The 25,642-nt window shown below is 42.1% G+C and carries 19 protein-coding genes and 1 pseudogene; 13 read left to right on the top strand and 7 right to left on the bottom strand.

The features are described 5' to 3' along the window. Positions 1-209: 209 nt before the first annotated feature. The 4 genes from CHU92_RS11020 to CHU92_RS11035 form a co-directional block, all read right to left on the bottom strand. The gene (locus CHU92_RS11020; protein WP_094415528.1) at positions 210-1,643 is read right to left on the bottom strand and encodes a TolC family protein; all 1,434 of its coding nucleotides are present in this window, start codon (positions 1,641-1,643) and stop codon (positions 210-212) included. Between the two features lies 1 nt (position 1,644). Further along, complete coding sequence (locus tag CHU92_RS11025) at positions 1,645-4,839, bottom strand: efflux RND transporter permease subunit (RefSeq protein WP_094415530.1); 3,195 nt, start codon at positions 4,837-4,839, stop codon at positions 1,645-1,647. A gap of 18 nt (positions 4,840-4,857) precedes the next feature. Then, complete coding sequence (locus tag CHU92_RS11030) at positions 4,858-5,943, bottom strand: efflux RND transporter periplasmic adaptor subunit (protein WP_094415532.1); 1,086 nt, start codon at positions 5,941-5,943, stop codon at positions 4,858-4,860. Positions 5,944-6,127: 184 nt separating this feature from the next. After that, positions 6,128-6,493, bottom strand: coding sequence for a hypothetical protein (locus CHU92_RS11035; RefSeq protein ID WP_129583068.1), 366 nt, complete (start codon positions 6,491-6,493; stop codon positions 6,128-6,130). 212 nt (positions 6,494-6,705) lie between these two features. Here CHU92_RS11035 and CHU92_RS11040 point away from each other — a divergent pair, with 212 nt between their 5' ends. The 4 genes from CHU92_RS11040 (at position 6,706) to CHU92_RS15880 (ending at position 10,005) form a co-directional block, all read left to right on the top strand. Then, positions 6,706-7,593, top strand: coding sequence for a helix-turn-helix domain-containing protein (locus tag CHU92_RS11040; RefSeq protein ID WP_094415536.1), 888 nt, complete (start codon positions 6,706-6,708; stop codon positions 7,591-7,593). A 174-nt stretch (positions 7,594-7,767) separates the two neighbouring features. Beyond that, on the top strand, positions 7,768-8,379 hold the full coding sequence (locus tag CHU92_RS11045) for a nuclear transport factor 2 family protein (protein WP_094415538.1): 612 nt from the start codon (positions 7,768-7,770) through the stop codon (positions 8,377-8,379). Positions 8,380-8,383: 4 nt separating this feature from the next. Beyond that, on the top strand, positions 8,384-9,658 hold the full coding sequence (locus tag CHU92_RS11050; protein WP_094415539.1) for a nuclear transport factor 2 family protein: 1,275 nt from the start codon (positions 8,384-8,386) through the stop codon (positions 9,656-9,658). A 188-nt stretch (positions 9,659-9,846) separates the two neighbouring features. Continuing rightward, positions 9,847-10,005, top strand: coding sequence for a hypothetical protein (locus tag CHU92_RS15880; protein WP_165764641.1), 159 nt, complete (start codon positions 9,847-9,849; stop codon positions 10,003-10,005). Between the two features lie 121 nt (positions 10,006-10,126). On the opposite strand, the gene CHU92_RS11055 is transcribed toward CHU92_RS15880, so the two are convergent. Continuing rightward, complete coding sequence (locus CHU92_RS11055; protein WP_129583069.1) at positions 10,127-11,779, bottom strand: hypothetical protein; 1,653 nt, start codon at positions 11,777-11,779, stop codon at positions 10,127-10,129. Between the two features lie 489 nt (positions 11,780-12,268). Continuing rightward, on the bottom strand, positions 12,269-14,917 hold the full coding sequence (locus CHU92_RS11060) for a zinc-dependent metalloprotease (protein ID WP_094415543.1): 2,649 nt from the start codon (positions 14,915-14,917) through the stop codon (positions 12,269-12,271). A gap of 202 nt (positions 14,918-15,119) precedes the next feature. Between CHU92_RS11060 and CHU92_RS11065 the strand changes: the two genes are divergently transcribed. The 5 genes from CHU92_RS11065 (at position 15,120) to CHU92_RS11085 (ending at position 20,258) form a co-directional block, all read left to right on the top strand. Further along, on the top strand, positions 15,120-16,055 hold the full coding sequence (locus tag CHU92_RS11065) for a bifunctional riboflavin kinase/FAD synthetase (protein WP_094415545.1): 936 nt from the start codon (positions 15,120-15,122) through the stop codon (positions 16,053-16,055). Then, the gene (locus CHU92_RS11070) at positions 16,052-17,374 is read left to right on the top strand and encodes an HTTM domain-containing protein (protein WP_094415547.1); all 1,323 of its coding nucleotides are present in this window, start codon (positions 16,052-16,054) and stop codon (positions 17,372-17,374) included. The genes CHU92_RS11065 and CHU92_RS11070 overlap by 4 nt, the downstream gene beginning before the upstream one ends. Positions 17,375-17,539: 165 nt before the next feature. Further along, positions 17,540-18,019 (top strand): hypothetical protein, encoded by a 480-nt coding sequence (locus CHU92_RS11075; RefSeq protein WP_129583070.1) that lies wholly within the window; start codon positions 17,540-17,542, stop codon positions 18,017-18,019. A gap of 70 nt (positions 18,020-18,089) precedes the next feature. Beyond that, on the top strand, positions 18,090-19,175 hold the full coding sequence (gene bioB / locus CHU92_RS11080; RefSeq protein ID WP_094415551.1) for a biotin synthase BioB: 1,086 nt from the start codon (positions 18,090-18,092) through the stop codon (positions 19,173-19,175). A 210-nt stretch (positions 19,176-19,385) separates the two neighbouring features. Further along, positions 19,386-20,258, top strand: coding sequence for a cupin-like domain-containing protein (locus CHU92_RS11085; RefSeq protein ID WP_207759843.1), 873 nt, complete (start codon positions 19,386-19,388; stop codon positions 20,256-20,258). A gap of 16 nt (positions 20,259-20,274) precedes the next feature. Here the strand turns inward: CHU92_RS11085 and CHU92_RS15885 are convergent, their stop codons facing one another. Next, positions 20,275-20,421 carry a hypothetical protein gene (locus CHU92_RS15885; RefSeq protein ID WP_165764642.1) on the bottom strand — a complete coding sequence of 49 codons (147 nt, stop codon included), beginning with the start codon at positions 20,419-20,421 and terminating at the stop codon, positions 20,275-20,277. Here CHU92_RS15885 and CHU92_RS11090 point away from each other — a divergent pair. The 4 genes and pseudogenes from CHU92_RS11090 to CHU92_RS11105 all read left to right on the top strand — a co-directional run bounded on the left by CHU92_RS11090 (position 20,420) and on the right by CHU92_RS11105 (position 25,528). Continuing rightward, positions 20,420-20,890 carry a regulatory protein RecX gene (locus tag CHU92_RS11090; RefSeq protein WP_207759844.1) on the top strand — a complete coding sequence of 157 codons (471 nt, stop codon included), beginning with the start codon at positions 20,420-20,422 and terminating at the stop codon, positions 20,888-20,890. The two genes, CHU92_RS15885 and CHU92_RS11090, sit on opposite strands and share 2 nt — an antisense overlap. A 62-nt stretch (positions 20,891-20,952) precedes the next feature. After that, positions 20,953-22,797, top strand: a complete 1,845-nt coding sequence (locus tag CHU92_RS11095; RefSeq protein WP_094415554.1) for a tetratricopeptide repeat protein — start codon at positions 20,953-20,955, stop codon at positions 22,795-22,797. Positions 22,798-23,573: 776 nt separating this feature from the next. Then, a pseudogene (locus CHU92_RS11100) lies at positions 23,574-25,095 on the top strand (bifunctional GNAT family N-acetyltransferase/carbon-nitrogen hydrolase family protein); the annotation flags it as partial. A 76-nt stretch (positions 25,096-25,171) separates the two neighbouring features. Beyond that, positions 25,172-25,528 (top strand): hypothetical protein, encoded by a 357-nt coding sequence (locus CHU92_RS11105; RefSeq protein ID WP_094415557.1) that lies wholly within the window; start codon positions 25,172-25,174, stop codon positions 25,526-25,528. Positions 25,529-25,642 lie beyond the last annotated feature (114 nt).

The raw sequence follows: 25,642 nt of genomic DNA on the forward strand, positions 1-25,642 counted from the left end.
GCTGTCTGCTATATCTCCCCGCCGCAAAAGCAGGCGGCGGGGAGGATGCCGCGTCCATCAGGGCTATACGGCAACAGCAAGGCATCCCTGCCGGCCTAAGCACCTCTCCCTGATAGGCAGCACAAGTTATGATAGGCTACGAAAAAAGTAAAAGAGGCCATCTTTTTTAAGACGGCCTCTTTTCAGGGACAACGTAACGCAAACAATTATTATTTCCAGCCACCGCCAAGCGCCCGGTATACATTTACCATGGCATTTAGCTGCATTTTTTTGGTCTCAATTAAATCAAATCGTGATTCAAGCGCATCACGCTGGGTAAGCAGCACTTCCATATAATCAGCCCTTGCAGAACTGAAGAGGTCATTTGAAATTTCTACTGACTTTATGAGCGCATCCACTTCTTTAGATTTAAAATCATAGCTTTTTTCCAGGTTACTGATATTTGACAACTGGTTAGCTACCTCAATATAAGCATTCAGTATGGCACGTTCATAATTATAAACGGCCTGGATTTGCTTTGCATTAGCGCTATAATAAGTAGCTTTAATAGCATTCCTGTTGATCAGTGGCGCCATCAGGTCGCCAGCCAGGGAATACATGAGCGACTCAGGCGTATTCAACAGGTACCTGGCATTAAAAGCCTGGTAACCAATATTGGCCGATATACCCAGTTGCGGATAGAACCTTGCCCTCGCTACTTTAACATCCAGTTTAGATGCCGCGAGGTCAAACTCAGCCTGCTTTATGTCTGGCCGGTTTTGCAGCAGTTGCGAAGGTAATCCCGCCCCAACAGTATTAGGCACAAATGTTGTAAAAGAAGCTGAACTACGCACTACAGGCTGAGGAAACCGGCCGACCAGAAAATTTATCCTGTTTTCCATTTCAGTTATCTTCTGTTGGATATCATATTGCAGGCTTTTTGTATTGAGTACCTGCGCCTCAAAACGTTTTACGGCAAGTTCCGTAACCCGGGCTGACTGCTTTTGCAGTTTTACAATTTCAAGGGCATTATTTTGTATCTCAATATTCTGCTTTATGATATCAAGCTGGTTGTCAAGCGCCAGTAACTCAAAATAAGAATTAGCCACCTCCGATACCAGGTTGGTAACCATAAAATTCCTGCCCTCAACTGTAGAGAGGTAACGGCTTACGGCTGCTTTTTTGGCATTGCGCAGCTTCTTCCAGATATCAATCTCCCAGTTGGCAAAAGCGCCCACGGAAAAATCGCCCAGTGGCTCCGGATTTTCTTTTTCGGGAATAATCTCAACATTGCGCTCGAGTGCACCCTGAGGCGTATTTCGTGATACTTTCTCAGCACCTGCACCGGCACGCAGCCCTACAAAAGGAAGGTACTCCCCTTTTCTTGCACTAATTTCATTTTTTGAAATTTCAATCTCCTGAAGTGTAATATTTAACTCCTGGTTATTTTTAAGGGCAGTTTCAATAAGCATGTTGAGGTTCGGATCTTTGTAATACTCTGTCCATACCAGTTTTGCGGTATTGGCGGTATCCTGCGAGCCGTTATAGCTTGCGGGTACTGCACTATTTTCTGCTCTTTTAGCCAGCTCAGGCGTTTTGCAGCTATAAACAGCAAAGGCTAAAAGAGCCGCTGCCGCATATCGGGATATCGAATTCTTAAACATATTATTCTGTTTCTTCTTTTTGTGAAAAATCATCTATCTGGTGCACCAGGGTTTCTGAAAGCGACTGGTCCTGCTCATATTTAATAAGTTTCCTGCCGTCCGCCAGTGAGCCGAATATGTAGTAGAGCCCCGGCACAATTATCACCCCGAACAATGTACCGAAAAGCATCCCACCCAGCGCCGCCGAGCCGATAGTTTTATTACCAATGGCACCAGCGCCTGTGGCTACAATTAGCGGTATAAGGCCGGCAATAAAGGCAAACGATGTCATAAGAATGGGGCGGAAACGGACTTTGGCGCCTTCAATGGCTGCTTCAAGTATTGTGAAGCCTTCGTGACGTTTCTGAACTGCGAATTCCACTATCAGTACCGCGTTCTTGCCTAGTAGCCCCACAAGCATGATGAGCCCTATCTGTGCGTATATGTTATTTTCAAGCCCCATAACTTTCAGCATAAAGAATGTACCAAAAATACCCACGGGTAAAGACAATACTACAGCCAGCGGTATAATAAAGCTTTCATATTGCGCGGCAAGCACAAAATAAACGAAAGCAAGTACAATGGCGAAAATGTATATTGACTCATTGCCTCTCATTGATTCATCATAAGACAGCCCTTCCCAGGCAATATCATACCCTTTAGGCAAAGTGCGTTCGGCTACTTCACGCACAGCCTGTATGGCATCGGCAGTAGTGTACCCTTTTGAGGGAAGACCCTGTATGGCAGCTGAATTGTACATGTTGTAACGCGTAATTTCATTTGGCCCTTGTGTTTTAACCAATTTCATAAAAGCAGAATACGGTACCATTTCCCCCTTGTCGTTCTTTACAAAAAGGTTAAGTATATCTGAGGGCAGCCTCCTGAACTTAGGGTCAGACTGCACATATACTTTAAAGAAACGGTTAAATTTAATAAAGCCCTGCTCATAGGTACTGCCTATCAGGATATTTAGGTTTTCCATTGCCTCACCAATAGATACGCCTTTCTGCATGGCCAGGTTGTTATCAATTACAAGCTCATATTGCGGATAGTTCGCAGCAAAGAAGCTAAACAGCCCTGTCAGTTCTTTACGCTTGCCCAATTCGTCCATAAACCTGTTTTGTACCTTATCAAAATCATGGTAATCGGTTGTAGTATTTTTGTCTAATAACCGCATGGAGAAACCACCCGAAGAACCAAAACCCGGAATGGCAGGCGGTTCGAAGAACTCAATTTTTGCACCAAGCCCTTTTGATTCTTCTTCCAGTTCTTCCATGATCTCAGTAATATTCTGTTCCCTCTCTGACCAGGGCTTTAGGTTCATAAGGCACGTACCTGCGTTTGATCCCCTGCCCTCGGTCATAATTTCATAGCCGGCCAGTGATGAAACAGACTCAACGCCTTCTACATGTTCGCAGATTTTCTGTAGCCTTTGCGATACCTGGTTAGTTGTTTCTAGCGTAGAACCCGGAGGTGTCTGGATAATAGCATATATAGTACCCTGGTCTTCGCTGGGTATAAATCCGGAAGGCAATACTTTATTTACATAAAATGTAGCAGCACAAAATATAAGCAGCACAGTAAAAGTTACTACCCTCCTGCTGGCAATCCTCCTTAGAAGGCCAACATACTTACCGGTCATTTTATCAAAGCCGCTGTTAAACTTGTCTAACCCTTTCGTAAGGATATTTTTCTTTTTCTCATGCCCGTGGTGATTTTTTAACAGCATGGCGCATAATACAGGCGTGAGGGTAAGCGCTACTATAGCGGATATAACTATAGAACTGGCCATAGTTATAGAGAACTGCCGGTAAAAAGTACCCACCGGCCCTGACATGAACGATATAGGCAGGAATACTGATACCATAACCGCGGTAATGGCTATAATAGCTCCTGTGATTTCGTTAAGTACCATTGTTACAGCCTTATACGGTGTTATGTCCGGATGTTCTTCAAACTTGGCATGTACTGCCTCAACAACAACAATAGCATCATCCACAACAATACCAATAGCCAGTACAAGTGCAAAAAGCGTAACCAGGTTAATAGAAAGGTCAAAAAGCTGTATGGCAAAAAATGCACCAATAAGTGACACGGGAACCGCAATTATAGGAATGAGGGTAGAACGCCAGTCGCCAAGAAAAATAAATACTACAATCGCCACCAGAATAAAAGCATCACGAAGTGTGTGTATAACCTGCTCTATAGATGCGTCCAGGAATTGCGATACGTCATAGCTTATTTTATAATCAAGGCCCGGTGGGAATGATTCCTTCATTTCCTCAAGTTTGGCTTTCACCCTGGCAATAACATCGCTGGCGTTACTGCCGTAGTTTTGCTTTAGCACTATGGAAGCCGAAGGATGCCCGTCAAGATTGGAATAGATATCAAAGAATTCACTTCCAAGTTCGGCCTTGCCAATATCTTTAAGGCGGATGGCTTCACCACCGGAGTTGGCGCGGATAATCACATTTTCATATTCTTTAGGTTCACTGTACCGCCCTTTATAGGTAAGTACATATTCCAGTGACTGTGCCTTGATACCCGAACTTTGGCCAATACGTCCCGGGCGGCCCACAATACTCTGCTCTCCCAGGGCTTTCATCACTTCATCAACCGATACATTGTAAGCGCGCATCCGTTCGGGGTTAAGCCATATCCTCATGGCATAGGTACGGCTACCCAGTATCTGCGACCTTCCTACCCCTTTTATCCTGTTGATTTCGGGGAGCATGTTTACGCTGGCGTAGTTATACAGGAATTTTTCATCCATGTTTTTGCCTTTGGCATACAGGTTCACATACATAAGCATGCTGGGCTGTATGGGTGTTATCACAATACCCTCACGCTGCACCAGTTCCGGCAGCAGCGGCATTACCTGGTCAACTCTTGTTTTTACCCTGATAACTGCCTGGTTGGGGTCAGTGCCTGGCTCAAAGATAATCCTGAGCGTTGCCTCTCCCGCACTGGTAGCGTCCGTGGCCATGTAACGCATATCCTGTACCCCGTTTATGGAATTTTCCAGTGTGATAAGCGTAGATTTCACCAGTACATCGGCGCTGGCACCGGGATAAGCTATAAATATATTGACTGTGGTGGGTGCAATTTCAGGAAACTGCGACGTGGGCAATTGTACTATTGCCAGTGAGCCGATAAAAACAATCATAATAGAAATTACAATTGCAAATACAGGCCGTTGTATGAATTTGCTAAACATCTTTCCTCTTTTTAATTATTATTCTGCATAAAGTTCCAGGTGCGAGAGTACATATTCCGGTTTTTCGGGTTTGTAATGTATCTTCTCCCCTTCTTTTACAAGCCGAAGGCCTTCAAGAAGTATTTTATCTCCCGTGGACAAACCCTCTTTAATAATAAATAAATGAGGCAGTTCTGCTGCTATTACTATTTCTCTGGACTGTATTTTATCATTCTTATCAAGTACATATACATATTTTTTTTCAAGCACTTCAAAAGTTGCTTTTTGAGGAATGATTAGTGCTTTTTTATAAGGCTGTACCATTTCTATATTGCCTGTTTCGCCATGCCTAAGGAGCCCTTTAGGGTTTGGGAATGTGGCCCTGAACGCGATATTGCCGGTTTCATTGTTAAAGTCAGCCTCAATGGTTTCAACCACCCCTTTATAGGGAAACAATTGATTATTAGCCATAAGAAGGCTAACATTCATTTTGGTATCATTGTTTTTCAGTTTTGTTTCATAATCCAGGTACTCCGCTTCCGGAACATTATAGTACACCCACATCTTACTGTTGTCTGAGAGTTCCGTGAGCAGGTCACCCTCATCGACCAGGCTGCCCAGCCTTACATGGAATCGGTCAATAATCCCGTCAAAAGGTGCCCTTATTTCTGTAAAGGCAAGGTGTGTATTGGCAAGGGCAAGTTCTGCGTTGGCTTTGTCAAGTTTAGCCTTAGCCATGGCAAGCTCATTGGGCGCCACAACATTTTTATCAGCAAGCCTTTTGGTGTTTTTATATTCAATGTCTGCAAAATTTGCTTCAGCCTTTGCCCGCTGCATTTCGGCCTCATAAAGCCTGGGCATAATCCGAAACAGCAACTGCCCTTTTTTAACAGCCTGGCCTTCATCTATGTAAATTTTTTCAAGATAACCGCGCTCCTGAGCCCTGAGTTCGATATGCTGTATTGAATGGATTTGGCACACATAATCTTTAGTAATTACAGTATCCTTTAGTATAGGATTAGTAACGGCATATTTTGTTTCTTTTTCCTTTTCCTCTTTTGTGTCTTTGCAGCCTGTATGGCATAGCAGCGCAAACAGGCTTGCGAGCATAAAAATTTTTTTCATAAGGTATTACAATGTATTTTTTATGGATTACTACGAAAGCGATAAGCATCCTGCCAGAGTATTGCTCATCAGGTTTTAAAAGGTGGTTAATAACTTATCCCACAATAATCCGCCATGAAAAATTGTTGTTGGCTATAAGCATTACAATAGCTGTAGCCGGAGCGTTATAAAACCGGGGAAAGATTTAAGACAAATGAAATTTCCAGTTGCAGTAGAGATCATACAAAGGGACTTTGTATGCCGAAAAAAAATGTTTTTCAGGCAATACCAGGTTTTTCTTTACAGAAAATGCCGGCTGTTTCTGGGTTGAAACATTATTATAAAAGAAAAATTCAACTTCATCGGCGTCATCCAGCTGAAGGTCGTTCAGGACGGTTTTCTCAAGAAGGGTAACTAAGCTATGGCCCTGCTTGGTATGATGGGCTTTTACTACTTGTGTGTCCTGGAATGCAGGGATTATATTTCGTATAGAACTAAATAACAACAGAAGAACCAGCCATAGGAAAAAAAGTCCCTTAGCACGTTTTGTTATTCTTCTTATTGTTTTCAAACTTTGGATTTTTGGCAAATGTAGGATAATAAATTTTAAATAAAACTTAAGAGTTCCTTAATTTGGCCAGCCGGATTAATGATAATATATCTGAATCAGATTGTAATTTTAGGTGGTAAAAAAATCCTGTTTATGTATATTTGGCAGGAGCGTTTGGTAGCAGTTATACCTGTTGCTGTAGCCTTATTTCAGAAGATTCAAAGCAATGATGTATGAAACTTATAACAACTATTGCTGATTATTGTACAGAAATAAACATCCCGGCTCCAAGGCATAGTCTTTTTGACATCAGGAGATTTGAGGATAATATGCGGACAGTTAATGCGAAACAACACCCATTCAGGCACGAATTTTATGCCCTTGCGCTGAGGCATCAGGGCAGCAACAGCGAGGTCATGGGTAACCGGCTTGACAGTAATTTGTTCTTCAACTCGCCCTACCAAATAATTACCTGGGATATACTGCCCGACTGGCAGGGGTATTATATATTATTTGACCGCGACTTCATAGCCATGAACCCGGCATGGAACAACTTTATAATCGACTATCCCTTTTTCAGGCTTGATAAATCAATCCCTTTTAACCTGCCGGATGAGGACCGTGTGCTGGCTGATTATTTCTTTAAAAAAATATTTGAGGAATACCATTCTGAAAATGAAGATAAGTTTCAGTTCATCATTGCCTACACCCAGCTGCTGCTCAACCTTACGAAAAGATATTTCAATAAAGAACATGAAGCGCAGCGAAGCAGCGAAGAGAACAGGACCAATGACATAATCCTGGTTTCAAGGTTCCAGAGCATGATTGAAAACAGCCTTACAGGTGGAGTTGAAAAAGACAATATCCGCCAGGCGGGCTATTATGCTGATAAACTCGGTGTACACCCCAACTACCTCAACGCGGTGGTGAAGCGCATTACAAACCAGACAGCATCCCAAATAATACAGGGGCAGCTTATAGTAATGGCAAAATCACTGCTGCTGCAAACACCCCTTTCTATAAAAGAGATAGGTTACAGGCTGGGATTTACAGAGCCTACGCACTTTGCTGCTTTCTTCAAGAAACATACCGGTAAAACCCCTGTTGAATACAGAAAGTAAATTATCTGCATTTAAATTGTTACCGGTTAGTTTTGCTTTACACCAGTATAAAATAGATCATCTTCTGTAAAATATTGCTGATTTGATTTTTGCCATACACGGTTTGATAAGCGTTACCCCTGCCCCCCTTATGCAACCTAACTTTGTGCGTAATAACCATCAAACCTTTACATCATGAAAACAATACTTACCTCAGCCTTGGTAATGGCCATGGCCACCACAGTAAAGAGTAATAATGTAATAAATCAAAAACCTGGGAAAGAAATGGAAACCGAAAAAATTACCAATACCATCCGCACCATCTTTGCAGCATCGGATGCAAGGAATTGGAAAACTGTTGAAAACAGCTTTGCAAAAACTGTTACCCTTGATTATACCTCAATGGCAGGCGGACAGCCGGCACAACTATCACCTGAAGCCATAATAACAGCATGGAAACAAATCCTTCCGGGATTTGAAAGCACGCATCATCAGACAGGCCAGTATAAAGTTACTGTTACCGGCAACAGCGCGCAGGCGCAGCTCAGGGGGCTGGCGCTGCACTACCTGCCCAACACTACAGGCAATAATGTATGGGTAGTAACAGGATCTTACCATGTTAACCTTGTAAAAGAAGGCCGTAACTGGAAAGTGAACTATTTCAGGTTTAACCTTGAGAAACAGGATGGTAACCTGAATCTTGCTAACCTTGCCAAAGAAAATGCAGAAAAAGGCATAAGCCAAAGCAAACACAAGCTCAGCGCAACCAACAAAAAAGTTACCGGAGAATTTTTTTGCAGCACTTGAGGCTATGGACATAAAACGGTTCCTTAATGTATGGCAGCAGGACGCACAACAGATAATGCCTTTATCTCCGGCAAATTTCCCTAAAGTGCTTACAGGAAAAGAAGCAATTTATAACCAATACAAAAGCCTGCCCGGGAACTTTACATCAATGAGATTTCCGCGTGAAATATACCCAACATCAAACCCAGACGTGGTTATTGTAAAGTATGCAGGTATTATCCCCTTAAAATCAGGCGGTACCTACAATAACAATTATGTAGGCATATTTGAACTCAAAAACGGAAAAATAAGTACTTTCACTGAATATTTTGATCCCGTTATACTATCAGAAACCTTTGGAATGCAGCTTGAAAGCAATTTTAATGTTAAAACAACTGAAGCCAGTGTCGAAAAAGTATCGTTCATAAGCGAAGGCCTTATACTTAAAGGCAACCTTTACCTACCCGCCGGTTTTGATGCGTCTAAACAATATCCTGCGGTTATTGTAACCGGCTCCTGGACATCGGTTAAGGAACAGATGGCGGGGCTGTATGCGCAAAAACTGGCGCAGCAGGGGTTTGTGGCGCTGGCGTTTGATTTTAGGTACTGGGGAGAAAGCGAAGGGCAGCCAAGGCAATATGAAAACCCGGAAGCAAAAACTATTGACATAAAAAATGCTGCTACTTACCTGCTTTCACTACCTTATGTAAACAGTAACGAATTATCCGGGTTAAGCATTTGTGCCAGCGCAGGCTATATGGCAAAAGCAGTAAGTGAGGATACCCGTATCAAAAAACTGGTTACTGTAGCCGGATGGCTGCACACACCGCTGGTGGCTAAAATGATATATGACAACTGGCCTGATAAATATGAAGGGCTTATTGCGAAAGGCAATGCTGCTGCTGAAAAATTCAGGAAAACGGGTACTACCGACTATGTGGTTGCCTGTAGTGATACAAATCCTAACGCGGCTATGTATGTACCCAACGGAATATTCCCTTATTACATTGACCCTGCACTGGGTGCCATACCCGAATATACCAATAACTTTGCCTTAATGAGCTGGCCGAAATGGCTACAGTATGATGCCATTGCCTCAAGCCACAACATAAGCCAGCCTGTGTATATGATACACAGCGAAAAAGCCGCCCTGCCCGATGGGGCCCGCCAGTTTTACAGCAACCTGAAAGGAAGCAAAAAGACTGAATGGATTAACGAATACTCACAAATGGAATTTTATTATAAAGAAGATGCTGTAAATACGGCTGTAACTAAAGCAGCAGAGTGGTTAAAATCCTAAACCGTTAGTTTTAAAAGTACTAAAGGAAGATAGTTATGTGAGTATAATTTTTTGTAAATTAACTTAAAATTTTTCACTGTAAACTATCAGCAGAGCACTCCTAATACTATGGCAACTATAAAAACCCTTTCTTGGATTTTCGTGTGTGAAAAATAAATGATTTTGCTATAAATGAAGATTGTAGCACCATGATTAAACCCCAGATAGAAAACAATATTCAAAAACCAAGACATTATTCATCTTATTTTTCTGAGGATGAACATTATGATGTTACCACAGAATGCCGTGGAGAATTTGGAGGCAAGTTATTGTTCAGGATGCCCATAACGTTCTTAAGCCGTAGCTGATCCTTTTGACTTGTAAATCAGTTTCGCTTACAGGCAAAAGTATTGGTATCAGCTTTAGCAATATCTTACAAAATATATAGGCTGCCTGTTGGCAGCCTTATACAAAAGATTGGGACAAAGATTAGTCTTCAAGAATCATCCTTCCCAGTTTGTCCTGTTTTTTACGGGAGGAATAAACAATATATTCTTTAGGGTTTTTGCGATAAAATACGCCTGGCCTGATTACAAGTTCATTCTTAATAACTTCTTCGGGATCTTTACGTATTAATTTTCCCTGCTGGTCAAAAATAAACAGGGCCGGCACCGCTTTATTATAATTACCAAGGGATTTTACTTCATCAAGTTCAGTAATGCCTTTATTCTTTACATTATCATTAATAAGCACATTCAGTTCGCCATTTTTATATATTGGAATAGCTCCCAGGTATTCAGGGCCTTTACCAAGTTCTGCAAGAGGGATGCCGACGGCCATACCGACAGCAAAATTTCCGCCGCTGCCTACAGCGCCAAACCAAAGAGACATGGTATTGACCGTTGCGTTTTGGTCTTTTGGCACCACATTACTCCATTCATGGGAACCGTCTGCCTTAAGTGACGTTACTATTATTTCATTCTTAATATATGTTACGGGTGTAAAAGCTAAAGGCCCAATGCCCTGGCTCTGCCCCACAAATACATACTGGAGTTCTGACAACAATATCAGCCCGCCATCTTCTTTCTCTATTATTGATGTAATAGCGTAAAGCGGCTTAAGGTCTTTTCCTTTTTTAGCCCTCCTTTCACCCATTATTTTTACCTTGGTGTTATAATCAAATTCGTTGAATTTAAGGTTGGTGTTTTTATTAGATGCTATATCAATTGTCGCATTGTATACCCCTTTCAGTTCTTTATTGGAACGTCCGCTCTCGCGTACACTCGAATAAAAACCAACAAGCTGAAGGATATCTTTGTTGGTTGACATCATTTTGCAGTTAATGATTTCTTTATCCTTAAAAGCTATATTTATTACTTCTTTGGTGTAATTATTATCATGCTTAAAGGCGTGAACTTCAAAACGCTCGACTTTTTCTTTTTTCTTGCTGTCCCTGTAGCTCTCATTAATCACGAGAAAGACATCGTCTTTATAATTTAATTCAAAGTCGGCAATAGTAAATTGGTAATCCTTCTTATTATCATCAAAATGTACTTTTTCTGATGAGGTGAATAGTGTTTTAAGATTGTCATCAAAAAGCTTTATTTCATATTTAACAGCATCCTCTTTATTAAACAACGATGTGTGCATTATAAGTAAAGCTCCTTCATCCTGTGACTGTTTAAAATAAAAATCTCCCCTTAAGCTTTTTTTCTCAACTTCTGCGTCAAAAAGGATTGTACCATTTTTGCTTAATTCACCCTTATCAGAAACAGGTGTACCCACAAGGTTAAATATTTTATCCTTTTTATTATATACGCTGCCTATAGCATAGAGTTTGCCATTTAGGAGGAAAATATCTTCAAAGTCAACTTCCCTGTTATTCATCTCCGGCAGTTTTATAGCATTGGACGATAATTGCTTCATTGATGAAGAATCAAATATTTTAAGCATGAAATCATCCTTTTTATTGGCCAGCGCATAAATCTTATTATTGCTTTCACCAATAATCTTCACGAACTTGTAACTATCATCAGGAAGTTCCGCTCCGTAGGTAAGTGTAATTTTTTCAATTTTGTTTTGCGCATTAATACTGCAAAGCCCAAAGAGCATTAGCATAAAAAGTGAGAATATTCTCCTCATGTTTAGATGTTTAGGGTTACTATTTATTTGGATGCGATAATACAAATAAAATTTAAACCATAGCCGGATTTATTACAAATATAATGTTAAAATATTTATTAAATTTTTTCCTTTATAATCGATGATTTTGTACATTTTTTCATAGTTTAAGGGACTGTGAAATGCTAAAAATTGATTTTAATTGATAATTTTAAGTACACGACAAAAATTGTATTAAATTAATTTCCAGCTTATTGAANAAAGGTTGAATATTTATTGACTCCACAACTTGGTCAACTACTCGAACGGGATGTTTCTCTGAAATAAAGTCGTCAAACGAATAAGGTAAAAGTGTAGTTTGACGTTGATTGTAGTGTTTGAAATTCATTTCTAATAATCTGTAAATCAGATATAAATATACAAATTACAACTCTTTTATGCAAGAAAAACGTAAAAAAACCGTCTCAAGTTGTGAGACGGCTTCTTTTTGTATAATGAAAATTTAAAAAATTACTGAACTACTACGCGTTTTACTTCTTTGCGTGCGCCATCCTGCACAGTTACAAGATAAACGCCTGCTTCAGCGTTTTGCAGGTCTACATTGGCAGAAAACAAGCCTGTGTTGCGGTATGAAGTATCGAGTATCTGCCTACCGCGCATATCATGCACAAGCACCTGGACATCGTTGGAGGTTTCGGAAGTAAATTCTACGGTAAACATACCATTAGTAGGGTTAGGGTACAGTTTAAAATCAGCAAGGCCAAATTCATTAACGCCGGCCGTAATCTGCTGTGAACATATTTGTAACGACCACGAGTTCAGCGTACCGGTATCACCTGATCCCACATCGGCAAAAGCAAGTATCCACTGCCCCTGCGAAGAAAGGTTATTAAACGCTGAAAGAGAGGCCGCGGGGGTTATGTCACCAGTAGTGGGGCTGGCACATGTAACAGCAGAACCCGAATCGTTAAAGGTGACGTTCATATTGTTGTTTGTCCCGCATTGCTGGTTCCATAGCTGCACCTGAGTATTATTAGGGCTTACAAGCAATAATACCAGGTCGCCAATAAAGGTATGGGTAATGTTCACCGTAGCATTAACATCAGTAATATTAAGATTATCCGGTACATTTAAGAATGATGTAGAATATGTAGTAGCATTATCAGGTATGGCTACAGCATTGGCATTTGTGTAAGTATTGCAAGTATTGGTAACAGTAAAATTAATTGCAAATGTGGTGCTGTTCAATGCATAAAATATATTATTTACCGCCTCCACCATAATCCTGCAGAAAGGGGCGGAAACATTCGGCACAGTTATATTTTCACTGCCATCGTTAGCAGTACTTTCTGCTAATAATATTGGATAGGTTAAACCGCCGTCTGTAGAAAGCCTTATATTTACGAAACTGGTGTTCACTCCGTTACCGGTTGTCCCGGCTACATTCCACGTAATGGCCTGTGTACTGCCTGACACCCATGAAATACCGGTAGTATTTTGAGATGTTACGGTGAAGGGCCCGGCATTGTTAGTAACTGTTACAACCATATCATCACTTTTAGTTTGCCCGCCACCGGCAATGTTATCCCTGCCGGTTAGAAAAAATGTTAAAGTCCGGTTTACGTTAGAAACTGACTCCCATGGTGTTATCAGTTGGTTATTAAGCACTAATGATAAAGCAGGAAGAAACCTTTCCGGTGATGTTGTGGGAGGAAATGACCTAAAGTTAGGGCCAACAGTTTTTGTAGCGCTGGCACGGCTCCCATTACCTGTTGTGCTGGAATTACCCGAATCGTTTTGTTCCCAGGTATATGTTACAGTTGAAGGATTGGCTTCCGCGCCTACAGCCCTTAATCTGAATGCCGTCCCCCTTGGAATAGTCCTGTTGGGGCCTGCATTTATAGTAATAGGCGGATTAGTAAGGGTTGTATTGACTGAACAGAATTTACCGATGAGATTGTTTTGTATCTGATTAATGCTCACATAATGGAAATAAGCGTCAGAATTTGACTGGACATCGGTTGCAGAACCTGTAATACCGGCATAACCCATAATCGTGGTCCCGCTTCCGGGCTCTACATTTGTGCCGGTGTTTTCAAACTGGTACGAAAATGAGTGTGTAGCACCTAGCTGGTGCCCCATTTCGTGGGCTACATAATCTATGTCAAAAGTATCCCCTTCAGGGTTGCCGCTTGGAGCAGTATAGGCGCTGCCTTTCTGGTTAGCTACGCACACACAGCCTATACAGCCGGCATTACCACCGCCGCCGCTGCCGGCAAATAAATGCCCGATATCGTAGGCAGAATTGCCCAAAACACTTGTCAGGGTGTTTTGCAGCTGGGTATTCCACGAATTGATATTGGTGTAAGGGTCAGTCGCCGGGTTAGTATAAATTACAGCTGTAGTGTTTGCTATAAGCTCAAGTTTCACGGCCAGGTCCCTTTCATAGATACCATTTACCCTTGTCATGGTATTATTTATTCCTGCAAGCGCACCCGCTACAGTACCGCCAAAAAATTGAGTATATTCACCTGTAACAGATACCGCAAGACGGAATCTCCTAAGTACAAGGTCTGTAGCCATCGCGCTCCGGCGTGTCATGCCATCTTGATTGATGGTATTGTTTTCATCATGGTTTGTAAAACAGGTAAAAGGCAGTTTAGGTGTCTGTTTTAATGCGGCATTAAATACAATATAAACACCGGCATCAAGTGTATAAGGCTCTATATATTCATTAGGCTTACCGGGCCTGAGTACCATAGTCTGTATTCCTGAAGGTGAGGCGCTCAGCCTTAAAACTGCTGATGGATCCTCAATGCCGTTCCCGGCATACGCACGGATTTCAGGATACTGCGCCTGAAGTTCGATATCAAAATTAGATGATTCAAACATCCTGAAGTGTTGTGCTTTTCCATCAACACCAGGTATGGCAATAACGACACCCTCTCCGCCCGAAAAACGCTCCGGCGCCGTATGAAGCAATTGCCTTAGCTGTACAGCATCAACAGTAAAAAGTTTACCTTTTACTTTTTCATAAGCAGGTTTAATCCCGGATATAGTGGCAGCTTTTTCATTGCTTACAGGTGTCCAGAAATTAGGATTTTGTGCCTGTGTAGCAGTAAAAACTGAAAAAAACACTATAAGTAATAATTTTTTCATTTTTATAATTTTTGGAAGATAATAGTTTGCAAATATAATATAAAAGCGAAATAAATATTTGCAAAATGTTAATATTTCACATTAATTAACTAATTATCAGTAATTGTAGGTTACCGTCTTTAGGCGCTTCTTTAAAAATAACATTTAAAAACAGGCTAATTCCCCGGGCAAGTACTAAATTTGTTATTGTAAAAACTTGGTCTTGAAGATTTATAATTCATTAGAAGCGTTTACTGCTACCGGGAAGACTATTGTTACCCTTGGCACTTTTGACGGCGTGCATAAAGGCCATAAAACCATTATTGACAAACTTATCAAAAGTAGCAGGGCCACAGGCTGTGAAAGTGTGGTGCTCACATTTTTTCCGCATCCGAGAATGGTACTTCAGCAGGACAGCGACATAAAATTACTCAATACAATGAATGAAAAAGCAGCGCTTCTTGAAGCGTCAGGTATAGACCACCTGATAGTTCATCCTTTTAGCCATGCTTTTTCGAGGCTTACTGCCGATGAATTTGTAAAAGGTATATTAATTGATAAATTAAACATCCGCAAAATTATAATTGGCCATGACCACCGCTTTGGGCGCAACCGTACAGCTACCCTGCACGACCTGATTGTTTTTGGTGAAGAATATGGTTTTGAGGTTGAGCAGCTTTCAGCCCTTGAAGTAAATGAAGTATCTGTAAGTTCTACCAAGATACGCAATGCCCTTACTGAAGGTGATATAAGCACAGCCAACTCTTACCTGGGATATCCCTACATGCTTACCGGCACGGTAGTCAAAGGACGCCAGCTGGGCCGTACTATAGGCTATCCTACGGCTAATATACAAATTAGTGAAAGCTATAAACTTATACCCGCGGGCGGCGTATATGTAGCCTCTGCCACGGTTGACGGAAAGTTGCTAAAGGGGATGATGAATATTGGTACCAACCCCACCGTAGGCGGAGTGGCACAAACTATAGAGATTAACTTTTTTGATTATGACGCCGGCCTTTATGGTAAAAATCTATGCCTACAGCTGCATGAAAGGCTAAGGGATGAAATAAAATTTGCTTCGACAGAGGAGTTAAAGCGCCAACTGGGATTAGACAAGGAGTCTTCCCTCTCCTGGTTTAAAAGCTATAATCTATGAGGAACCGCCTTTATGAGCACATAGACAATTCGCCCCTTATCATCTTCCGGATATTCCTGGGGCTGTTGCTCGCCTGCGAAAGCTTTGGCAGTATGCTTACAGGCTGGCTCTATGATAATCTCATAAAACCTGAATTTACATTTTCGCATATTGGGATGGAGTGGCTGCAGCCGCTGCCCGGCAACTGGATGTATGCTTACTATGCCATAATGGGTACGTTTGGCCTGATGATAATGGCTGGATACAAGTACCGACTCGGCGTAGCAGGCTTTACCCTTTTATGGGCAGGCGTGTATTTCATGCAGAAGACATCCTACAACAACCATTATTACCTGCTCATGCTCATTGGGTTCATCATGTTCTTTTTGCCCGCAGGCCGCTACTATTCGGTGGATGTGTTGCAAAAACCCGAAAAAAAGGAATTTACAATGCCGGCATGGTGTTCGTGGGTAATGATAATACAGGTTACCATAGTATATCTTTATGCTACACTTGCAAAATTCTACCCCGGCTGGCTTGATGGTACTTTTACACGGATACTGCTCTCCCAGTCGCTTCACCGCTCAATTGCACATTGGGGCAATGAGCCCTGGTTTTATCTTTTCATTGCGTATTCAGGGATAATTTTTGATATGCTTATAGTGCCGCTGCTGTTGTTCCGCCAAACGCGTACTATAGCCCTTGTATCTTCGCTGTTTTTCCATCTTTTCAATTCGTTTACGCTGCACATTGGCATATTTCCATTCTTTGCGCTTAGTTTCGTTGTATTCTTTTACCCGCCTGAAACCATCCGGCGCATATTCTTTAAAAAGAAACCTGTTGTTACTGACCATACCCCCACCTGTAAAGGCAGCGCTGTATTTAAATATATATTTGTACCTTACCTTATATTGCAGGCCCTGCTGCCACTAAGGCACTACATCATTAAAGGCGATGTACTCTGGACGGACGAAGGCCACAGGCTCAGTTGGCGCATGATGCTTCGATTCAGGGACGGCGTGGCGCATTTCAGGGTAGTGGACAAAAAAACCGGCAGGGTATTGCCTTACAATCCGCATAACGACCTTACGCCCAAGCAGTACAACGCAATGGCCCCAAAAAGCGATATGCTGTGGCAAATGTCCCGGTATATAAAAAAGAAATTTGCCGCAAAGGGAATTGACGTTGCAGTATATGTTGATTCCCGCACCTCAATAAACGCCGGCCCAAGGCGGCAGCTTATAGACCCTACTATTGACCTCGCGTCGGCACCGTGGAACTATTTCTTCCATGACGACTGGGTACTGCTGTATGACGAGGAAGGAAACATTATCAAATAAACTTTTGGTCATATTTCTTTTATTAAACTTTTATTAATATCCATCCATATCTTTTATTTTATAGCTACTTTTAATTGCGGAAACAGGTATTTGGCGTATTTCCCTGAATAGCCATTGCTTAGTTTACAAGAATTAACTGGATATTAAACACAAAAACCATGAGTTATGAAATCGTCAAGAGTATTGATTAACGGCACTATTATTTTTGCCTGTATTGCCCTCTTTTTCCTGGTTATGGAGTGGTCCGGGCTTTCGGACCAGATATATCTAAGGCTGGTAAATTTTGTATTTGTCATTTTCGGCATCAACAGGACAATCAAACAAAATTATGCCGATAAAATCTATGGTTACTTTACTAATTTTCTTTCCGCAATTGTTACCGGGATTGTTAGCCTCGCACTTGGGCTGGCGTCATTTGTGGCTTACGTAGACTATAATGGCGGGCAGGAATACCTGCGCAATTTTAAGGAGAGTTACATATTTGGCGGTGGAGACCCCTCTATTTACCAGTTTGTTATAGGCCTTGCGCTCGAAGGCGCCGCGGCTTCTGTAATTGTATCCTTTGCGCTTATGCAGTACTGGAAGGATAAAGTAGAAAAAATCAACAAGGTAGACGATGCCGCGCATAACACCGCAGATGTTTAAAATCTTATCGGAAGTAAGGTTAACATATTTACGGGAATTTGCTACTTTTGGAGCAATTTAAAATTTTGTTATGACCAATATAAGGCACAACTGGACTAAAGAAGAAATCATAGCCCTCTATAATAAGCCACTGATGGACCTGCTTTATGAAGCAGCCACAATACACAGGGTACACCACGACCCCAATGTGGTGCAGGTATCAACACTGCTTTCTATAAAAACCGGCGGCTGCCCGGAAGATTGTGGCTATTGCCCGCAGGCAGCGCGCTATCACACTGATATTGAAGGCAATGACCTTATGTCGGTCCATCAGGTAAAAGCACAGGCCCTGAGGGCTAAGGCGAGTGGCTCATCGCGTGTGTGCATGGGCGCAGCCTGGCGTAATGTAAAGGATGGCCCTGAATTTGACCAGGTACTCGAAATGGTGCGCACCATAAACAAGCTTGACATGGAAGTGTGCTGCACGCTGGGCATGATTACGGAAAACCAGGCAAAAAGGCTGGCTGAGGCAGGGCTGTATGCATATAACCACAACCTTGACACATCAGAAGAATATTACAAAGAAGTTATTTCAACGCGCGGGTATGAAGACCGCCTGCAAACCATAAACAACGTCCGTAAAACAAATGTAACGGTATGCAGCGGGGGCATAATCGGCATGGGTGAAAGTATTGATGACCGTGCGGGCATGCTTGTAGCGCTGGCATCGCTCAGCCCCCAGCCCGAATCGGTGCCTATCAATGCGCTGGTAGCCGTGGAAGGGACACCGATGGAAGATGAAAAGCCTGTAGAAATCTGGGAAATGATACGTATGGTAGCTACTACACGTATAGTAATGCCGCAGACGCAGGTAAGGCTTTCGGCAGGGCGCACGCAAATGAGCCGCGAAGGCCAGGCGATGTGCTTTTTTGCAGGGGCAAATTCTATTTTTGCCGGCGATAAGCTGCTGACCACCCCAAACCCTGATGTAAATGAGGACATGAAGATGTTTGAAATGCTGGGGTTGGTGCCGCAAAAGCCTTTTACAAAAAAATCACAGCCGGAAACTGTTGAGGCTGAAGATTCGCAGTATGAAGCGCTGGGCGAAAAACCAAAGTGGACAAGGCCTGGGCATAAAATTGAAAAAAACCTCAAGGCAGCAGGAAAAAAACTATAAGATTACAGGGACTCCTATTTACAGGGCTTTCTTATAAACTTAAGGAAGCCTTCATTTTTAAAAGCTATATTCTTTATCATAACAGTTATGCCTTCAATGTTTAAAAAACCATAAGCTCAGGACGATTTGTGAAAATTTTGGGTTAAGCCTTGTTTACAATTCCATAACGCTTTATTAATTTTGTCAAGTTTTTAATAACGCCACTTGATTATGCCGATAGAACTGACCGAGATTGAACGGGTAAAAACCATTTCAAAACATGATTTTCTGAATAATTATGTACGCAGGCAAAAACCCGTAGTGGTAGAACGGCTTACCGAAGACTGGCCTGCTTATACCAAGTGGAAGCTGGATTATATTAAAGAGGTGGCAGGCGACCGCACCGTGCCTTTATACGATGACAGGCCTGTATCGCACAGGGATGGTTTTAATGAAGCCCATGCCAAAATGAAAATGGCTGAATATATTGACCTTTTGCAAAGCCAGCCAACCAATTACAGGATATTTCTTTACAACCTGATGAAAAAGGTACCCTCGCTCCAAAATGATTTTAAATGGCCAGATGTTGGCCTAAAGTTGGTAAAACAACTGCCAATGCTTTTTTTTGGAGGCGAAAATTCAAAGGTATTCATTCATTATGATATAGATTATTCTAATATCCTGCACTTCCATTTTCATGGAAAAAAAAGGTGTATCCTTTTTGCGCCTGACCAGACACCTTATCTTTACAAAGTACCCCACGCCCTTATTTCAAGGGAAGACATAGATTTTGACAATCCTGATTTTGAAAAATGGCCGGCACTAAAAAATGCCAAAGGTTATGTGGCCGACCTGGAACACGGCGAAATGCTGTATATGCCCGAAGGCTACTGGCACTACATGAAATACCTCACTCCGGGATTTTCCATGAGCCTGCGCGCATTTCCGCGTTCGGTTACCAACTTGTCTAAAGCCGTTTATAATATTTTTGTTATGCGGAATTTTGATAATTTTATGCGCAAATTCCGGGGGCAGGCCTGGATTGATTATAAAAACCAGCAGGCTGTGGTAAGGACACATAAAAAGCTGAAGCTGCCTGTTTAGTACACACTTTTAGTTGTTATTTCATACCCATATTTTCTATCGCGTGCTGATTTGCTTTAACAATAAGTAGGGCTGTAGCACAACTGCTCAGGGCGGTTATTATACCTTTCTCCTGTCCTCCAGCTTCCTGTCTTTTTGGAATTTCTTTATAAATTAGCTTCATGATAAACAAATACTATACGGTCGAGGAAGCTAAACAAAAGCTGGAATACTACTGCAGCTACCAGGAACGTTGCCATGAAGAAGTATTGCAGAAGCTAAAGGGCCTCAACATGATACCGGAAGCCATAGATGTTATCATGAACCATCTTATAGAAAATAACTACCTTAATGAAGAACGGTTTGCCCGTAGTTTTGCCCGTGGGCGGTACCGTATCAAAAATTGGGGAAGAATACGCATTACCAATGAACTTAAAGCACGCGGAATATCAAAATACAATATCATTGCGGCCATGGCTGAAATAGACCCGGATGAATATCAGGCTGCTTTTGATGCCCTTGCCGATAAAATCTGGAAAAGCACAGCCGGGGCGGACAGTGCCGCAAAAAAAAGAAAAGTAGCGGATTACCTGTTGCGGAAAGGATTTGAAAGCAACCTGGTGTATGATAAAATAAATTCATTATGCCGGTAAAATTTTACACAGCAAAGTGGTAAAATTTTGTTAATTTGTCCACGAATAAATGTTGTGGAATTATGAAAAAAATTATAGCGCTTGTATTGCTTGTAAATGCAGTGTGTTACCCCCAAAAATCACAGTATGATTTTAAAGAAGCCGAAGCAAATACCCGAAAACTTATATACTCTGTTCCTGACAGCGCACTGATTATAATAAAAAAAACCCTGGCCCAGAAAGGCAGTATCCCAGATACTGTTTATGGCAATACCTACAACCTGTATGGTATCTATTACGGCATGAAAGGAAAGCCTGACTCCTCCTTGTGTTTCTACAGGAAATCACTGGCATACCTTGATGGATACCCCAAAAACAAAGCCCGTACACTTCTTAATATGTCCATAAGCTACAGGAACAAGGGGGAGTATAAAAAAGCTATAAGCCTCATTGAAGAAGTACTGGGCATCAACCGTAAAATTAAAAACAATACCGGAATAGCTATGGCCTATGGCGAACTGGCATCAAACCATACGCTAATGCTTGAATATGACAAATCGGTTGATTACCTGCTAAAAGCCATTGCTATACTTAAAGCGGAAAAAAATACAAAGCAACTCACGGCTATTAAGCAAAAACTGGCAAATACCTACCTGAAAAACAACAATTTTAAATTTGCTATAGATTTATACAACGAATGCCTGGACGAGTTTAAAGCTATGGGCAACAACAAAAACTATTACCTTACGCACCTGAACCTGACTGAGGCATACATACATACCAATAACTTCAGGGGGGCTAAACTGTCATTAAAGGAAGCCGCACGCGGGCTTGAAAAATTTGGGGATAAAGAACTTATTGGAATTGCCTTTTCAAAATTAGGAAATATAGAAAAGCTACAGGGCAATCCGGATAAAGGGGCAGATTACTATAGCACCGCCATGAGCTGCCTCACCGCATCCGGCTCGGCTAATATTGTCAGGATTGCATCTGAATATATAAACCTGCTGAATGGGCAAAAAGACTATAACAAAGCGCTGGCAATAATTACCATGGTACAGGAATCCGGCAAATTAAAAATAGTCAACGACTCTGACCTGATGGAATTTAACAAAGCTTCCGCAGATACTTATGCGGGTACACATGAGGATAAAAAAGCAATCGCATCCTATAAAAAAGCCCTCGCCATTAATGATTCCATATCATCTGCAGAAAAAGAAAGGGCAGTACAGGAAATGCAGGCAAATTTCCAGACAGAGCTGCAGCGGGAAAAAAACAGGGCGCTTGAAGCCAAGAACAGGGCGCTCAAAGAAAATCATAAAACGCAACAACAGCTTATGCTTGCATACATCATAGGGAGCGTCATAATTATCATATTGTTCCTTTCCATTTTACGGGGTTCAAAACTTAAATTAAAGCTACAGCAGGAAGCCCTTAAAAATATTGAAGCGGAAAAAATCCTTATAGAGCAGCAGCACCGGCATGAGCAGGAAATAAACAATACGCAGAAGCAGGTAATCGAAGAAAAACAGAGGGAACTTACTTCACAGACGCTACGGATGGCTAACTATCATGACGGGCTGAACCATCTCATACACAAATGTGATGATAATGTGTTCACTAAAGTAAGCGAGGTAAAAAAAGAACTCCAGCAGCTGGCAAAGCAAAAAGATTACTGGAAACAGTTTGAAACCCGATTTAACAGCCTACACCCTGATTTCAATAACAACCTTACCGGCCGATTCGCCAAACTGACAAAAAATGATATAGAATTTTGTTCTTTACTGAAATTAAACCTCTCCAATAAAGAGATTGCATCCCTCTTACAGATATCTCACGAAAGTGCTATTACTAAAAAGTACAGGATTAAGAAAAAAATGGATATACAGGATGATGAAGAATTTGAAAAAGTTTTAAAAGAACTTTAGTTCTTTTTTTGTCTATTAATCCGTCTATATCTATAGTCAAAAAAACATAATTAATTGTTTATCATATAATTAATTTTTTTGCGTCTGGATTTTGTCTATACTTTGTCTATCGTAAATGTATGGGAAAAGATTTTTTTACTATTTCTTTGTTCTGTAGCCTGTTAAGGCAATATTTCATTACTCCGGAAGATCTTTTAATAACTACTGCTATATAACAGGACATAAAATGTGGCCCCCCCACATTTTTGTTTCAGGCAATGTACTTTATGTACAGATGATGATGCCGCTGGCCTCCCCCAAAGCCAGTGGCATTTTTTACTTAAAAAATTTTACATACGCCTGGATGAACTTCATCCAAATCAACTGCCCGGTCAAAATTATTTTTTCAGGCTAAAACAAAAAAACCAAAAATAAATTTTTTTTAACAAAACTTTAACACTATATTTGCTTTATGATTAGGCACAGTTAAATCATAGCTGTGTTTCATGGCAACATGAGTAATCGTTTCATAATAGTATTTTTTAGTTGGATGTAGAAGCCTTGAAATCATCTGTGGTTTTAGGGCTTCTCTTATTTTAGGGCATCTGTTTGTCACTGGCGTAATAACCCTGGGCTTTTCTGGTCTTCCCCTTGGCAACTAATCAGGCATCTTTACCTAATACTTTTTTACAGAATGCCATACAGATATTTATACTGGATTAGTAGTCGTTAAGGAATAATAACCGTTTACAAACGGAATGGTTTTTGTACCTTTAGGCTTCCAAACGGGATAATATATGCAGACGGTAATAAACAAGGTCGAATTACGGAACTTACGCATAGAAGACTATAAAGAGCTGCGTATGAGCATGCAGCATGCTTATAGTGATATGGTAGAACCGTACTGGGGAGAAAAAGATATTGAGCGCCTGCTTGATATTTTTCCCGAAGGGCAGCTGGTGGTACTGGTAGACGACAAAGTAGTGGGCAGCGCCCTTTCGCTCATTGTTGATTCTAAAAAGGCGACGTCCAACCATACCTACGAAAAAATTACCGGGAACTACACTTTTGACACCCACGACTACGACGGCGATGTCCTGTATGGCATTGACGTATTTATCGACCCGGCCTACCGCGGGTTGCGGCTCGGGCGCAGGCTCTATGACGCACGCAAGGAACTTTGCGAGCAACTCAACCTCAAATCCATTGTTTTTGCCGGCCGTATCCCCACCTATACCGACTATGCCGGAGAGCTTTCGCCAAAGGAATACATCGAAAAAGTACGCCTCAAAGAAATACACGACCCGGTGCTTAACTTCCAGCTGAGCAATGATTTCCATGTAATCCGCGTGATGCGCAATTACCTTGAGGGCGACAAAAGCTCACAGGAATATGCCGTGCTGATGGAGTGGAACAACATTTATTACGAAAAAGAACCCAAACTCATCAACACCCGAAAAACCGTCATCCGCCTTGGCCTGGTGCAGTGGCAGATGCGCCCCCTGCCCAATGTGGAAGCCCTCTTTGAGCAGGCCGAATTTTTTATCGATGCCGTATCAGGCTATGGCAGCGACTTTGCCCTGTTCCCCGAGCTGTTCGTGGCGCCGCTCATGGCCGACTTCAACCACCTCAGTGAAGCCGACGCCATACGCGAAATAGCACGCTATTGCGAACCCATACGCAAGCGGTTCCAGGAAATGGCCATATCCTACAACATCAACATCATCACCGGCAGCATGCCCATGGTCGAAGACGGCAACCTCTACAACGTAGGCTTCCTCTGCAAGAGAGACGGTACCAGCGAAATGTACACCAAAATCCACATCACGCCAAACGAAATACACTACTGGGGCATGGTGGGCGGCAGCGAAATCAAAACCTTTGATACCGACTGTGGCAAAATAGGCATCATGATATGTTATGACGTGGAATTTCCAGAACTTTCACGCCTCATGGCCGATGAAGGCATGGAAATACTCTTCGTGCCCTTCCTTACCGATACCCAAAACGGCTACACCCGCGTGAAGCACTGCGCCCAGGCCCGCGCCATAGAAAATGAATGCTATGTAGCCATAGCTGGCTGTGTGGGCAACCTGCCGGGGGGTGAACAACATGGACATCCAGTACGCGCAAACGGCCGTATTTACACCTTCAGATTTTTCATTCCCGTCAAACGGGATCAAGGCAGAAGCTACCCCGAATACCGAAATGACCCTCATTGTAGACGTAGACCTGGACCTGCTGCGCGAACTGCATGAGTATGGCAGCGTACAGATACTCAAAGACCGCCGGCACGACCTGTATAAGATAAAGAAAATAAGCTCCGCCGCCAAGCCGCTGCCGCCGGTAAAAGTAGAGCTTGTGGAAAGCAAACCCAAGAAAAAGAAACCGTAATATGGACAGGAACTGCCCCGAGTGTGGGGACAAAATCATAGGCCGCGAAGACAAGAAATTTTGCAGTGACGGCTGCCGCAATGCCTACAACAACAAAATCAACAAAGACACCAACAACTACATGCGCAACATCAACAACAAGCTGCGCCGCAATTACCGCATACTGTCCGAACTCAATACTGACGGCAAAACCAAAGTCAGCAAGGCACGCCTGCTCTCCCGCGGGTTCGACTTTGAGCACCTCACCAGCATCCGCCACACCAAGAACGGCACCACCTACTACTTCCTCTACGAACAGGGCTACATGCCCCTGGATAACGATTACTTCCTCTTAGTACGCCGCGACACAGACCGGTAAAATCTCAAATTGCCCCATCATCAAATTGCCCCATCATCAAATTGCCCCATCATCAAATTGGCACATTTTTCAATTGATACATCATCAAATTGCCCCATTTTCAAATGTATTCCA

This window comes from Flavobacterium cyanobacteriorum (genome assembly GCF_002251835.1).
Lineage (GTDB): Bacteria > Bacteroidota > Bacteroidia > Flavobacteriales > Flavobacteriaceae > Flavobacterium > Flavobacterium cyanobacteriorum.